At 36.6% G+C, this 13,874-nt stretch carries 15 protein-coding genes; 10 read left to right on the forward strand and 5 right to left on the reverse strand.

Annotated elements, in window-relative coordinates:
- From BS85_RS0109615 to fliW, 4 genes are all read right to left on the reverse strand, one after another.
- Positions 1–1,105, reverse strand: a 1,105-nt coding sequence (locus BS85_RS0109615; protein WP_034551610.1) for a cache domain-containing protein, incomplete at its 3' end; no start/stop codon positions are given.
- 84 nt (positions 1,106–1,189) lie between these two features.
- Positions 1,190–2,125, reverse strand: coding sequence for a tRNA (adenosine(37)-N6)-dimethylallyltransferase MiaA (gene miaA, locus BS85_RS0109620; protein ID WP_026944601.1), 936 nt, complete (start codon positions 2,123–2,125; stop codon positions 1,190–1,192).
- A gap of 12 nt (positions 2,126–2,137) precedes the next feature.
- Positions 2,138–2,881 carry a pyrroline-5-carboxylate reductase gene (gene proC / locus BS85_RS0109625; RefSeq protein ID WP_026944602.1) on the reverse strand — a complete coding sequence of 248 codons (744 nt, stop codon included), beginning with the start codon at positions 2,879–2,881 and terminating at the stop codon, positions 2,138–2,140.
- 7 nt (positions 2,882–2,888) lie between these two features.
- Positions 2,889–3,317: a flagellar assembly protein FliW gene (gene fliW, locus BS85_RS0109630; RefSeq protein ID WP_026944603.1), complete on the reverse strand. Its 429-nt coding sequence runs from the start codon at positions 3,315–3,317 to the stop codon at positions 2,889–2,891.
- 232 nt (positions 3,318–3,549) lie between these two features.
- On the opposite strand from fliW, the gene BS85_RS0109635 reads away from it, so the two are divergent.
- The 3 genes from BS85_RS0109635 to BS85_RS0109645 are packed head-to-tail and all read left to right on the forward strand — an operon-like array spanning position 3,550 to position 7,369.
- Positions 3,550–4,218, forward strand: coding sequence for an outer membrane protein assembly factor BamD (locus BS85_RS0109635; RefSeq protein WP_034551612.1), 669 nt, complete (start codon positions 3,550–3,552; stop codon positions 4,216–4,218).
- Between the two features lie 8 nt (positions 4,219–4,226).
- Positions 4,227–6,641 carry an endopeptidase La gene (gene lon, locus BS85_RS0109640; protein WP_026944605.1) on the forward strand — a complete coding sequence of 805 codons (2,415 nt, stop codon included), beginning with the start codon at positions 4,227–4,229 and terminating at the stop codon, positions 6,639–6,641.
- Positions 6,641–7,369 (forward strand): ribonuclease HII, encoded by a 729-nt coding sequence (locus BS85_RS0109645; RefSeq protein ID WP_084310289.1) that lies wholly within the window; start codon positions 6,641–6,643, stop codon positions 7,367–7,369. The genes lon and BS85_RS0109645 overlap by 1 nt, the downstream gene beginning before the upstream one ends.
- Positions 7,370–7,530: 161 nt before the next feature.
- Here the strand turns inward: BS85_RS0109645 and BS85_RS12125 are convergent, their stop codons facing one another.
- On the reverse strand, positions 7,531–7,656 hold the full coding sequence (locus BS85_RS12125; protein WP_281173586.1) for a hypothetical protein: 126 nt from the start codon (positions 7,654–7,656) through the stop codon (positions 7,531–7,533).
- 275 nt (positions 7,657–7,931) lie between these two features.
- Here BS85_RS12125 and minD point away from each other — a divergent pair, with 275 nt between their 5' ends.
- The 7 genes from minD to BS85_RS0109675 all read left to right on the forward strand — a co-directional run bounded on the left by minD (position 7,932) and on the right by BS85_RS0109675 (position 13,791).
- Positions 7,932–8,717 (forward strand): septum site-determining protein MinD, encoded by a 786-nt coding sequence (gene minD / locus BS85_RS0109650; RefSeq protein ID WP_169734710.1) that lies wholly within the window; start codon positions 7,932–7,934, stop codon positions 8,715–8,717.
- On the forward strand, positions 8,714–8,950 hold the full coding sequence (gene minE / locus BS85_RS0109655) for a cell division topological specificity factor MinE (protein WP_026944608.1): 237 nt from the start codon (positions 8,714–8,716) through the stop codon (positions 8,948–8,950). The genes minD and minE overlap by 4 nt, the downstream gene beginning before the upstream one ends.
- Positions 8,951–8,957: 7 nt before the next feature.
- Positions 8,958–10,025, forward strand: coding sequence for a divergent polysaccharide deacetylase family protein (locus BS85_RS0109660; RefSeq protein ID WP_026944609.1), 1,068 nt, complete (start codon positions 8,958–8,960; stop codon positions 10,023–10,025).
- A gap of 59 nt (positions 10,026–10,084) precedes the next feature.
- Positions 10,085–12,214, forward strand: a complete 2,130-nt coding sequence (locus tag BS85_RS0109665) for a WD40 repeat domain-containing protein (RefSeq protein WP_026944610.1) — start codon at positions 10,085–10,087, stop codon at positions 12,212–12,214.
- Positions 12,215–12,224: 10 nt separating this feature from the next.
- Positions 12,225–13,022 (forward strand): DNA-processing protein DprA, encoded by a 798-nt coding sequence (locus tag BS85_RS0109670; protein ID WP_051604781.1) that lies wholly within the window; start codon positions 12,225–12,227, stop codon positions 13,020–13,022.
- Positions 13,000–13,149, forward strand: a complete 150-nt coding sequence (locus tag BS85_RS11660; RefSeq protein WP_156938128.1) for a hypothetical protein — start codon at positions 13,000–13,002, stop codon at positions 13,147–13,149. The genes BS85_RS0109670 and BS85_RS11660 overlap by 23 nt, the downstream gene beginning before the upstream one ends.
- Before the next feature lie 120 nt (positions 13,150–13,269).
- Positions 13,270–13,791, forward strand: coding sequence for a bacteriocin (locus BS85_RS0109675; RefSeq protein ID WP_026944612.1), 522 nt, complete (start codon positions 13,270–13,272; stop codon positions 13,789–13,791).
- The last annotated feature ends 83 nt before the right edge of the window (positions 13,792–13,874 follow it).

Genomic DNA, 13,874 nt, shown 5'->3' on the forward strand with positions numbered 1-13,874 from the left:
CTACTTCTGTTGTAAAGTCTAAAGATTTATAAGAATCAAAGACTCTATGGATTTCATTCATATTAGAACCCACTTGTTTTTGTAAAACATCTAACATATTGTTCAACACATTCTTTAATTCTATCAGCTGTGGATTGTGAGGATTCTCTATGATTCTTGCTGTTAAGTCTCCATTTTCTACTGCTTTAGCTGTTTGTGCAGATTGAGCAATGGCTGTTTCATCTTTTTCTAAACCTTTTTGAATGTTTTGAATATTTTGGTTGATTTCTTTTGCAATCGTTCCAAACTCATCATTGGATTTGATTTGAATCAGATTTGCTGTTTTTGTATCGTGGTTGAGATAGGAGAAGAAGTGGGTTAAGCCGTTTTGTATTGTGCGCACACTAAAAATAAGGTTGCTATAAAATGTCCAAATTAGAGGAATCAAAATAACACATAAAATAACCATTCCAATCAAAAACGCCTTGAATAATGCCGAATTTATAAAACCTATAATGTCATAGGATATTCCATTAACATATTCACTTAAGGTGTCTGTATAGACGCCTGTGGAAATCCAAATATTATTTGTATTTGGAATCATTGCCGCATAGCCAACTTTCTGCGCTGTGCCAAGACTGCCATCAGGAAGCGGTTTGCTAAAAGAAAAATGGACATATTTTGTCTGTTGTTTTTGTGTTTTTGCGGTTTCATACAAATCCCTAACATAATATACGCCATTTGCATCTTTTGCTTCATAAAGCGATTTTCCAATTAAATCTTTACGCGTTGGATGTGCCACAGGTGTGTGTTCTTTGTAGGCAAAATAATATCCACTCTTATCGGATTCAAATCGGAATTTTTCAATTGCTTTTGCAATAATCGCAATCTGCGAAGGCTCATCTAACCCTACAACTAGCTCTCCCAATGCTTCTGCTATGGTATCTGTTGCAAGTTTGATTTTTTGCTCCACTTCTTGACTGATAGCTTTATGGATTTCAGCGTCTGTGTTGCGAATCATATCTTCCTTAAAATACAATATAATACCAGATATGCTTACTAAACTAACTATCACCCCCACTACAAGCACAGAAATTTTTAACTTTAATGATAAACGCTTAAACATATTGTTCCCCTTTCTCCGCTTTTATGGTTCTTATTGTATTTATTTTTAACTTTAAAAAGATTAAAAATTTGCTTGAATAGCTTCTTAAGAGGGTAAATGTATTTGAGAATAAATGTCTGCTGCTGTGCCACAAAAATGTGTCGGAAATTGTGTTTTATTAAAAGTGCGTTGCCGTTTTGCAAGTTGAGCTGTGTGCATCGAGATGGAATCGCAAAGAGATTGCAAGGAAGTAATAGGTGCAGATTGAGATTTTATCATTGCGTTCTCTTGGGGATTGAGATACTCTAGCGTTTCTTTAATGCCAATGCTCTTAGCCCATTGATGATTGAATCCGTAGCGCGTTGTAAGCTTTTGAACCTCATCTATTAATCCATTTTTTAACATCTCTTGTGTGCGCCCTTGAATCCTCTTTCTTAACAATTCGCGCTCCAATACGATTTCAAAAATTTCACAAGATTGCAAAATTGGTTTTGCGGGGTGATTTTCAAAATAAAGACTTGGTGCTGTTTGTGTAGAAAAATAAATTTCTAATGCGCGATGAATGCGATAAGAATCTTGAGGCTTTAGCTTCTTTGCATAACAAGAATCTATTTTTGATAAGTAGCGATACTTTTCATTTAAATCCCCTAAATTTTGTAAGGCAGCTTCTATTTGGATCTTTTGGGAGGGCGATAATGCAGGAGCAGGGGAGATTCCACAAAGCAACATCTTAAGATAAAAGCTCGTGCCTCCCACGATTAAAAGATGTTGATGATTGGCTTCACAAAATTCTCGTGCTTTGTGGTATTCTTGGATAAAATTATGCACATTTTGCGATTCGTTGGGATTCAATAAATCTATGCCAAAATGGGGGATTCCCTCTCTTTCCTTAATGCTTGGTTTTGCACTTGCAATATCAATTTCCCTATAAATGCTTAAAGAATCCAATGAGAGAATGACATAATTTCGTGCAGAGGCAATCTCTAGCGATAATGCGGTTTTGCCAGACCCACTACCACCTAAAATTGCAATAGTTCGCAAACAAAGAATCTTTTAGGCAAAGTTTTTGGAAGTGAGGATTGCCTCCAAAAAGGCATTTTTGATAGCATATTTTTCTAATGTTGCTACACCTTGCGCCGTAGAACCGCCCGGACTCATCACACTTTCTTTGAGTAATGTAGGGTGATTTTGCTCCAAAAGTTTTGCAAATCCGCTAAAGAGTGTGCGCACAATCTGTGTAGAATCCTCGCGTTTCAAGCCATAAGTTACACCACTATCAATCAGTGATTCCGCCACAAGTGCCAAAAATGCCGGTGCGCACCCGCCCAAAGCAGTGGCTAAGGCAAAATCTTTTTCTTCAAGCCACACACTCTTACCAATAGAATCAAAAATCGCAAACGATTCCTCTTTAAAGGCTAAATCACCGCAAAGACTCGTGATGGATTGCCCAACACTTGCACAAATATTAGGCATTGCTCGGATATAATTTTCCGATTCTATGGTTTGTTTCAAGGTTTCTAGGCTTACGGCATTGAGGATAGAATACACACATTTTGCTTTACCTTTAAACACAAAAGAAGTCAGCGCATAGGGCTTCACGCAAAGCAGAATCTCATCGTTTTGCGTAAGAGAGATTGTGGAATTTTCTAAAAAGAGGGGTGTTAGGCTTAGCTCATCACAAAAGGTTTGGATTTTTGCGTGATTGCGTCCGCACACTACAATGTTATATTGACTTTTCAAGCCTTGCGCTAAGGCTTTTGCCATTTTTCCGTAGCCTAGAATGATTAAGGATTTCATTGTGTGTTTATTGTTTGGTAAAGTCAAAGAATTTTGAAATTGGTTCAGATAATCCAAAGTTTTCGTATTTAAAGTTTTCTAACACAACTTGAGCCATTGTGCAGTTTTCAAAATTAAATAGCACAGGCGCTAAGAAATTTACGCTAGATTCTTCAATGGGTTCTTTAACACAGACGATATTTAGTGTGGCAAGTTTGGAATTTTGTGGGTCTGTATTTGTCTTGCCTTTTAATTCTAAAAGAGCTTTAATGGAAGATGGAATCTCAAATTCGTAGTCTGTGCGCATAGCATAAGGATTCACTAATGTAAAAGAGATACCATCATTCTCGCAACTTTTTAGTTGCATAAAAGTTTCATCATCTTTTGCGATTCTCTCTAGTTTCATCTTTTGAATATGCTCAAAACCTAAAATCGGGGATTTTACTACAAATTCCATTGCCCTTCCTTAAGCCAAGTTGGCGTTAAAAATTGTAAGAAAACTATTCTTAACTTAAAGTTTCGTGAGATTTTATCACAATCAAAACAAAAAAATCAATTTTATTTAAAAAAATTTATAAAATCTCTTACAAATCCGCTATAATTACGACTATTTTTTGGTTTTTTGGCTGTAATAAGACAAAATCCATATACTCAAATCTAAAGATTTAAAAATTCAAGGAATCTATACAATGTTAAAAAGAATCAAATTCCCCCTTTTTGCCTTATGTCTTTTAATGCTTTTTAATGCTTGTTCCTCTAAAACTAACAGCGGTTTAGCATTAGATGAAGTCAATAAATCTGCCGATTATTGGTATGAGAATATGTTAAAAGAAATTCGCAATAACGATTTGGAAAAAGCAGATAGCTACTTTGTGTCCTTACAAAGTGAGCATTTAAACTCACCGCTCTTGAGTGAGGCAATGTTAATTTTAGGGCGCGCACATATGCAAAACGAAGAGTATTTGTTGGCAGGATTCTATTTTGATGAATTTATGAAACGTTTTGGCAGTGCAGACAATATTGACTTCGTGCATTTTTTAAAACTACAAGCAAATTATTTTGCCTTTGGTAAGCAATTCCGCGACCAGCAATTACTGCAACAATCCATCAACGAAGCAAAGACTTTTGACCAAAAATATCCTTATTCTCGCTACCGCCCAATGGTAGATACAATGCTTTTAAAGCTTGAGTTAGCCAATTTGAGTTTGAATAAAGAAATTATTAAACTTTATGAGCGAAGAGGCAAAGCAAATGCCGCAGAATTTTATCGACAAAAAGTAGATGAAAATGCTTGGATTAAAGAAGTGTATTATCAAGAAGCTCATTCACCTTGGTATCAGAGAATGTTTGAATGGTAGGAGATAATATGCAATTAGAACGTTATGGAGAATTTCCAAAAAATTTACCCGTAATTGTAGAAGAGGATATGTTTTTATATCCCTTTATGATTGCACCCCTATTTATAAGCGATGAAGAAAACCTAAAAGCCATTGATTTAGCAATGGAATCCCAAGATAAACTTGTTTTTATTACCGCTTCTAAATCTAGTGAGGTGGGAGAGAGCGATACGGGATTCTACGATGTAGGCGTCATTGGAGCAATAATGCGCCGCGTAGCATTGCCTGAAGGACGAGTGAAGATCCTATTCCAAGGCTTAAGTCGCGGACATTTGCTGAATATAGAATCCAAAATTCCCCTAAGAGGAAGCATAGAGCCTATCCTTTCTCTACCCTTTGATTCTGCGCGTATTGAAGCTATCTTATCGGTTTTAAAAGAACGATTGCGAAATTTATACAATATCTCGCAGAATTTTCCACAAGACTTACTTAAAAGCATCAATGAGACAATGGACCCTAATCGCGCAGCAGATTTAATTTCTAGTGCGATTCGTCTCAAAAAAGACCAAGCCTATAAAATATTTAAAGAAAACAATCCTGAAGAGCGACTTTTAAGCCTGATTGAAATCGTGATGGAGGAAATCCGCGCCCAACAAATTCAAAAAGAGATTAGAACCAAAGTTAATTCTCAAATGGAAAAAATCAACAAAGAATATTTCCTAAAAGAACAATTAAAGCAAATTCAAAAGGAGTTAGGCGGGGATAGCAGTAAAGATTCTGAAATAGAAGAGTATCGCCAAAAACTAGAAAAGCTAAAAAACATTTTAAACAAAGAAGTTTATAAAGAAATCTCCAAACAAATCAACAAACTCTCAAGAATGCACCAAGATAGCGCAGACGCAAATTTATTGCAAAACTATGTGGAATTGGTTTTGGAGATTCCCTTTGGCTCTTATGCGCAAAAACCCCTTAAAATTGATGAGGTAGAAAAACAGCTCAATAAAGATCATTTCGCCTTAGAAAAACCAAAGGAACGCATTGTAGAGTATTTTGCGGTGCGTGAATTGCTCGGGTTGCGTGGCAAAAGCAACAACGAAAACAAAGGCACAATCCTTTGTTTTTATGGACCTCCGGGTGTTGGCAAAACAAGTCTTGCAAACTCTATCGCTACGGCTTTGAAGCGAAAATTAATCCGAATCGCATTGGGCGGTTTAGAAGATGTCAATGAGTTGCGCGGACATCGCAGAACATATATCGGTGCAATGCCCGGTAGAATCGTTCAAGGGCTGATTGATGCAAAAGAAATGAATCCTGTTGTTGTATTAGATGAGATAGACAAGATTCACAATTCTTTTCGCGGAGACCCCTCCTCTGTATTGCTAGAAATTTTAGACCCAGAGCAAAACAAGGAATTTAGGGATTATTATACAAATTTTGATTTGGACTTATCCCAAGTGATTTTCATTGCTACCGCAAACGATATTAGTGCGATTCCTGCTCCATTGCGCGATAGAATGGAGTTTATTAATATCAACAGCTACACGCCAAGCCAAAAAGAGCAAATTGCTAAAAAATATCTCATTCCTCAAGAGCTTAAAAAACACGGATTGCAAAATAGTGAGATTAATTTTTCAAATGGCGCAATTAAACTTTTAATAGAGAAATATACAAGAGAAGCGGGGGTGCGGAATCTCCGCCGCAAGATTGCACAAATTTTACGCAAAGTCGCAAAACGCATTTTACAATCACCGCAGGAGAAAATTCAAATTACTTCAAAGAATCTACACGAATTTTTAGACAAAATCGTATTTGAATTTGAAGGCGCAAACAAAAATGCAGAAGTTGGATTGGTCAATGGACTTGCATGGACAAGCGTTGGGGGTGATGTTTTAAAAATAGAAGCACTCAAAATTAAGGGCAAGGGCAACTTGAATCTAACGGGAAATTTAGGCGATGTGATGAAAGAAAGCGCAAAAATTGCGTATTCTTATGTTAAGTCCTTGATTGATAGTGGGGTATTGAAGATTGATTGCAAACTCATTCCGCAAACTCCCAAGGAAAAGGAAGAGAAACTAAAACCTAGCTCAAGCGAAATTTATAATCGCTTTGATGTGCATTTGCATGTTCCAGAGGGCGCAACTCCAAAAGACGGACCAAGTGCGGGAATCGCCATTGCTAGTGCGATTGCTTCTCTGCTTACAAACAAAAAAGCGCGTGGCGATATGGCGATGACAGGTGAGCTAACTTTGCGCGGAAAAGTCTTGCCTATTGGAGGATTGCAAGAAAAACTAATTGCAGCCTATAAATCCGGAATGAAAGAAGTATTGATTCCCAAGAAAAATTTTGAACGCGATATGGACGAAATCCCAGAAGAGGTTAAAAAAGGATTGCGTATTCACCCTGTGAGTGAGTTTAAGGAAGTTTTGCGCCTTATCTTGGAATAATGGCTAAAGCAAAACTCCAAAATAAAGCCTCTTCGCTTTGGGATTCCACTTTAGAGATTCCTACTTCCAATCCTAAGCTAGAGGACAATCCTATTTTAGCAAATTTACCCTATTCTTTACACCAAACCCTAGAATCCCTTGCGATTCCTTTGAATCAATATCCCGCAATCTGTGGCATTGATGAGGCGGGACGCGGCTGTATTGCGGGTTCTCTTTTTGTCTGTGGTGTGTTACTTGACAATCCCCCAAGCAGCCTCTTAAACCAACTCAAAGATTCCAAAGTGCTATCCCAAAATACCCGCGATTCTCTAGCAGAACAAATCAAGCAATATGCAAACTTTCACTTGGTGCAAAGCAGTGCTAATAAGATTGACAAAAAAGGCTTAAGCGCGTGCATTAAGGAATCCTTGCAAGAGATTTTGGAGGCACTCAATGCGCCCTTTTTTGTCTTTGACGGGAATTGTAATTTTAAGATTCCACATTTAAAAACATTGGTTAAAGGAGATTCCAAACTCCACGCAATCAGTGCTGCAAGCATTTTAGCAAAAAGCGCGAAAGATGCGGAAATGCTCACTTTGGATAAGGAATATCCGCAATATGGTTTTGCGCACAACAAGGGCTATGGAACAAAAGCGCATTTAAGCGCAATCAAGCAGTATGGATTCTGCAAAATCCACCGCAAAAGTTACCATATTCAATCCCTTGCAAATATTCCAAGTCTTTTTTGATTCCATTCTAAAAGATTCTACTGCATCATTGCGTATTGCTTCTTGCAACAATAGAGAATCAACCAACTTCGTCCTTGCGAGATTCCACTTGTGGAATCGTGGCAATCCATAATCTAATATGCCTATAAATTTTACAATGGAATTTTTAAAGCAGTGCAACATTATAGATTGCTTCGTCTCTCACTTTGTTCGTTTCTCGCAATGACGCAATGGCAGACGCTTTGATTTTTCGTCATTGCGAACGAAGTGTGGCAATCCATAATTTGGCATACAGAAATCTTTAACAATGGAATCCTAAAAGCAAGATTCTATATTACAGATTTGCGCTGAAGCGGGTGAATTTACTATTCGCAAATGCACATCAAGACTTCGGACAAAGCCTTGCAATGACGCAATGGTTGGCTTTTCTTTGCGCGTGTTGCATTGCTTTAAGGTTTTTAAGATTCCAAAATATCCTTTAAAATTTATAAAATTTTTTATATTTAATTTATATTAAATCCTGCAAAAGCTATAATTTTTAGCTTATTTTACAAAGAAGGTGTATAGTTTGAGTGGGTGCGTGATGACAATTACTTCAGGAAAGGGTGGCGTAGGCAAATCAACGACAACAGCGAATCTTGCGGTGGGATTAGCGCAACTTGGCAAAAAAGTTGTAGCGGTGGATTTTGATATTGGTTTGCGCAATTTAGATATGATTTTAGGCTTAGAAAATCGCATCGTATATGATATTGTAAGCGTAATGGAGGGTGAATGCAACCTCTCCCAAGCCCTCATCAATGACAAAAAAACAAAGAATCTCTACTTCCTCCCCGCAAGCCAAAGCAAAGATAAAAATATCTTGGACAAAGAGAAAGTGGCAGGATTGATTCACAAATTAAAAGAGGAATTTGATTTTGTCTTGCTAGATTCTCCTGCGGGGATTGAAGGCGGGTTTGAACACGCAATTTTTCTAGCCGATAGAGCATTAATCATCTCTACGCCTGAAGTCTCTAGTGTGCGCGATGCCGATAGAGTAATTGGAATCATAGACGCAAAAAGCCAAAAAGCACAAAAGGGCGAGGAAGTGCTAAAGCATATCATCATCAACCGCTTAAAGCCTGAAATGGTAGAAAAAGGCGAGATGCTAAGCGTGGAAGATGTGCTAAATATCCTTGCGTTGCCTTTGATTGGAATCGTGCCAGAAGATGAGAAAATCATTTCCTCTACAAACACCGGTGAGCCTGTAATTTATGGCGATTCCTTATCAGCAAAAGCATATCAAAATATTGCAAAACGCATTTTGGGCGAGGAAGTGCCTTATTTGGAATTAAAAGCCAAAAAGGGATTCTTTGGGAGGCTGTTTAAATGAGTTTGATAGACAAAATCTTTGGGGGTAAAAAATCCTCTGCGCAAGAGGCAAAAGACCGCTTGACTTTAATTTTAGCCCACGAACGCGCCATTAATGTGCCTTATATGGACGCGATGAAGCAAGAAATCTTAGAGGTGATTAAAAAATACACAAAAGCGCAAAAGATAGATATTAAAACCGATTCCAATCAAGATTTTAATACGCTTGAAGTTGAAATTTTGCTAGAAAAATAGTTTTTAAATGGATAAAGTCAAACCTGTAACCATAGGGATTATTGCGTTATTGCTTTTATTGCTTAGTTTTAATTTTATCCCTAAAACACAAAAGCAAAACAAAACTCCACAAAAAATAAATACAGAATCTCCCCAACAAACACAATCCAATGCCACATTAGCGCAGAGCAATGCAGAATTAATCCAAAAAAATATTGACTTTTTAAAAGAGAACTTAGAGGCTCTTAAAGCAAGTTCCGCTCAAGAACCGCCGGAACAGATGCACGAAATAGAATCCCCAAAGGATACACAAACCCATTTAGATTCTCCAACGTCATTGAATGAAACAAAGACACAAGATTATCAAGAGGAATCCCCAACAAAAAATACACAAGAACAAAGAAAATGCCAACGCACCAAGCCACAACTTGCGATTATTATTGATGATATTGGCACTCTTGCGCAATATCGTGTCTTGACTAAAATCCATTACAAAATCACCCCCTCTTTATTTCCCAAAAGCAGAATCAACCCACAAACGCCAAAGATTGCAGAAATTGCCCCCTTTTATATGGTGCATTTGCCGCTTGAAGCATTAAATTTTTATCAAGAAGGACACGAATGGTTGTTTGTAGGGGATTCACGCGATAAAATTGAAAAAAGAATCCAAGCAATCAAAAAAGATTTTCCGACATTAGCCTATATAAACAACCATACAGGAAGTAAATTTACACAAAATTTGGAATCTATGAAGTTGCTTTTAGAAACCCTTGCAAAGCACAATATTAGCTTTTTAGATTCTAGGACAACTCCCCATACCAAAACAAATATTTTTTACAATGCTGATTCTCAAAAACCCCTCAATCCTTGTCAAGAGAAATTTTTAGAACGTGATGTATTTTTGGACAACGAATTAAGCATTCCAAAAATTACACAGCAACTAATCCAAGCCGTTAAAATAGCAAAAACCAAAGGTTATGCCATTGCGATTGGACATCCACACAAAGAGACAATATTGGCACTCAAAAACGCAGAGGATTATTTAACTAAAAGCGGGGTAGAGATTGTGTATGTTAATGAAATTATCACACCATAAACCATTCTATAAAAAATTTATGCTAAAATATTTTCAGTATATAATTTAAGGGATTCATAATGACAACCCCAAAAGAAACTCATCGGCTACAAGGAAGTATTTTAAGTATTGCTCGTGTAAAAGATTCAACATTTTGTGTTGATAATGTTTTTTACATTTCTGAAATTGACCAAAATCTCCATATTGCATCAAGTTTGCGAGTGGTTAAAGATATGGAATCCCCTCACCGCTATTCCCACGCCTTTGGAATTTCTCCCAATTCTTACTTTTGCTTTCCTATGATGGGCGAAAAAAAGGCGTTCATTCTAAAGCTTGATGGCTCTGCTTTGAAGCATATTGCAACACTGCAAGACCACGATGGCGATATGGAATCTTGCGCGTTTTCTAAAGACGGGAGATTTTTTGTATCAGGCGGACAAGATGGAAGAGTATTTTTATATGAAGGACACAGCTTTTTAGCTATTTCCTCATTAATGGCGCGTTCAGATTATATTTCTACGATTCGCTTTTCTAAGAGTGGAGATTTTATTGCCATTAGTGGATTTGACAAATTTACAATGATTTTTGATCTTTTGCGTCATAAAATTGCTTTCAACTTTGCAACCAATGATGTGGTGGAGGATTCTTGCTTTTTTGATAATGACGAGAAACTGATACTTATTTGTCGCAACAATGCTTCCATAATCTTCAGCCTAAAAGAGGGTAAAATTATTTCGCAGGAATTTCCCTTTGCTTTTTGGCCTTCAACCATTGCAATTACAGAAACAGAAGATTATGCGCTAGTTGGAACGCGTTCAGACACGCTTTATGTTTTATCTCTAAAAGATAATTCCAAAGCAATGGAGATCAAAAACGAACACGCAGGTATTGCTTCACTTGCTTTTTCGGGCGGGTATTTATACATTGGAGCAATAGATGGAACACTTTTGATTATTGATTACAACGAGGGCAGGGAAGAGCTAGAAACAAGCCTACAAAACAAAGACTACAAGAGTGCGCGTGAGGCAATCAACAAAAATGTCTTTTTGAGTATTCACCCCTTGACAAAAGTCTTTGATGAAGTGTGGCCAGAGATTCTACAAAAAGCCATTGATTTGCTCAACCAAAACGAAATAGAACAGGCTGTTGAGATTACCGCACCCTTTGTTGTAAATGAAGCAAAAAAAAGTGAATTTGACTTTTATCTTGCGCAAAAAGACGGGGTTAAAACCTTTTTGGAATTAATCAATAAAAAGGATTTTACAAAAGCCTATGAAATGTTGCAAACCACGAAATTTTTAGTCAAGACCCAAGCCTATGAAAAGTTAGAAAATATTTGGAATAAAACATTTTTTAATGCCAAGAAACTCCTTATGGAAAATGCAGGAACAAACAAACGTTTAGCAGAGCAAACCCTAGCACCTTTTAATAATACTCCCAAAAAAGAATTAATTGTGCAACTTTTGCGTAATTGTGATGTATTTGAAAAAGCCGATATGTTAATCAAAAAACAAAACTTCAAAGAATATTTTAGTTTAACTTTTCAATTTTCTTTTTTGCGGGATATGAATTTATATAAAAAAGTGCTTTTAGTGGGTGAGCGTATGCTAACCAATCTCCTAGAATTAGAAAAGAATTTTCAATACGATGAGGCAAAGAAAATTGCAGAAATTTTGCTTGTTTTTCCAACCCTAAAACGCGCAGCAAATGAACGCATTGTGTTAATGCAACAAAAAGAGAATCTTTTAAACGCAATTGAGGCAAAAGACATTAAAAAAGTTTATTCTTTAGTAGATGAAATTGAAAGTTTGCGCTCAATGCAACAATTTAAAGACTTCACCAAAGATTTTCTAAAATATTACGAAGAGGCAAAAACTTACGCACAAGCAGGAAACGCAAAACACGCAATGGTTGTCTTTGGAGAATATATGGAGATTCCTTATTGGGTGGATAAGATTGGTTCGCTTTTAAAAATAGCTTATTTAAGTCAGATTCAACAAGCATTAACAAACTCTGATGTGAATTGGAAAATTACTATCAAGCGTTATTTTGAACGTTTTGGCAAAAGCATAGAATTAGTAAGAATCTTGCAAGATCATTCAGCAAAAGAAGTATTAGAAGAGTTTGAGGGTGAGGGCGAAGCAGATGGGTATCGGCGTTATGGCTTTGTGGATTCTATTGTGATTTATCTTGTGCAAAAAGAATCCTAAAAGAAATGTTGTGAGTTTCTTAAGAGATTATTCTGTTTTACCAGCCATTCCTAAAGAATTATCGCATTTAAAACTAGAAAGAATCTTTTATTGTGGCAATTTAGATTTATTGCAACGGCGCAAGATTACGATTGTTGGCACACGCAACCCTAATCCCTATGCGCAAAATTTAACTCAAATCCTTGCACATAGACTTTCACAAAGAGGAATGGTTATCGTAAGCGGTGGTGCGCTTGGAACAGATATTATTGCGCACCAATATGCTTTGCCAAATACAATAATGATTTCCCCAGCCTCCCTAGATATTATTTACCCGCAAACAAACGCAAAAATTATTCAACAAATCTATGAAAACGCTCTTGTTTTAAGTCCATTTGATTCGCCTTATAAACCACGCCGTTTTTCGTTTTTGGAGCGAAACAAGTTGGTAGTCAGTCTTGGGGAATGCGTCATAATCCCTCAAGCGGATTTGCAAAGCGGTTCAATACAAAGCGCAAATTATGCGTTAAGCTTGGGGAAGCAAATTTTTGTTTTGCCTCATCAAATAGGACAGAGTCAAGGTACGCAGAGTTTAGCTAAAAGTGGTAAGGCACAAGTCATTTGGGATATAGATGAGTGGATAGAATCGCTTGGATTGTGCGAAGAAACAAAACAAGATTCTAAAGATATAGCAAAAGATGAAATTTTGGAATTTTGCAAAAACAATCCACTCTTTGAACAAGCCTTTTTAAGATTTGGTGCAATCCTTTTTGAATATGAGCTAGAAGGGAAAATAGTGCGCCATAATGGCAGGATTGAAGTGCGATAACCTTTTTTGTGAGGGACGAATAGGAGAGTCTCCGCGTCATTGCAGGAAAACAGAACAGACGAAGCAATCTATCATCACACATACAGAAAACTTTAAAAATGAAATCTCGCAAGGACGAGGCATTTAAGCAAGCCTGTTTCTTTGTGTAACAACCTTAAGAAATGAAAGGAAATAAAAATATTTTATATTTATTTTTAAGATTCTGTAATTTATAATGAAATCTTAAACTTTTAAAAAAAGAGAAATAATGAAAAAGCTAATTTTAGGATTCTTATTAATCTTTGGAATCTCAAGCACACTCTTGGCAGAAGTAGATTTCATCGCACTTGCAACTAATGGAGAGTTTAACGAACAAAGTGCAGGTGTGAAAGTCTTAAATGATGAGGAGATGAGCCAAGTTGTAGGTGGGGCAACATTGTTTGATAATAACGGGCGTGGAAATTTAATGTATCATTATGGAATGGTAAATAATGGTGGCACTAGAGTATCTTATACCGCTTATTACAAATTACACGAAAGCTACAGAAACGAACTTTTACCGCTCAATGTGGATAATGGGAGCGGACAATATATTCCTGTTGTTTCTGCGACCTTAAATCATCTAACTAACCAAGTAAGCGTTTCTATTATTGGTATGAATCAATATAATCCTGTCTATACAAGACCAGCGGATAGATATTATGCAAATAAATTATTGGAAAATAGGCAAGTCATCAATGAAGTAAATAATGTCATCAGAAATCATAGTCGTTATTTTTGGGGATATTAATGCGTGTTAATCATCAAACAAATGCTTATGCTAATTATGGGAATTCTAATGCTTTGTTAAACAGAAATGTCAATACAAATTTG

Source organism: Helicobacter rodentium ATCC 700285 (assembly GCF_000687535.1).
GTDB lineage: Bacteria > Campylobacterota > Campylobacteria > Campylobacterales > Helicobacteraceae > Helicobacter_D > Helicobacter_D rodentium.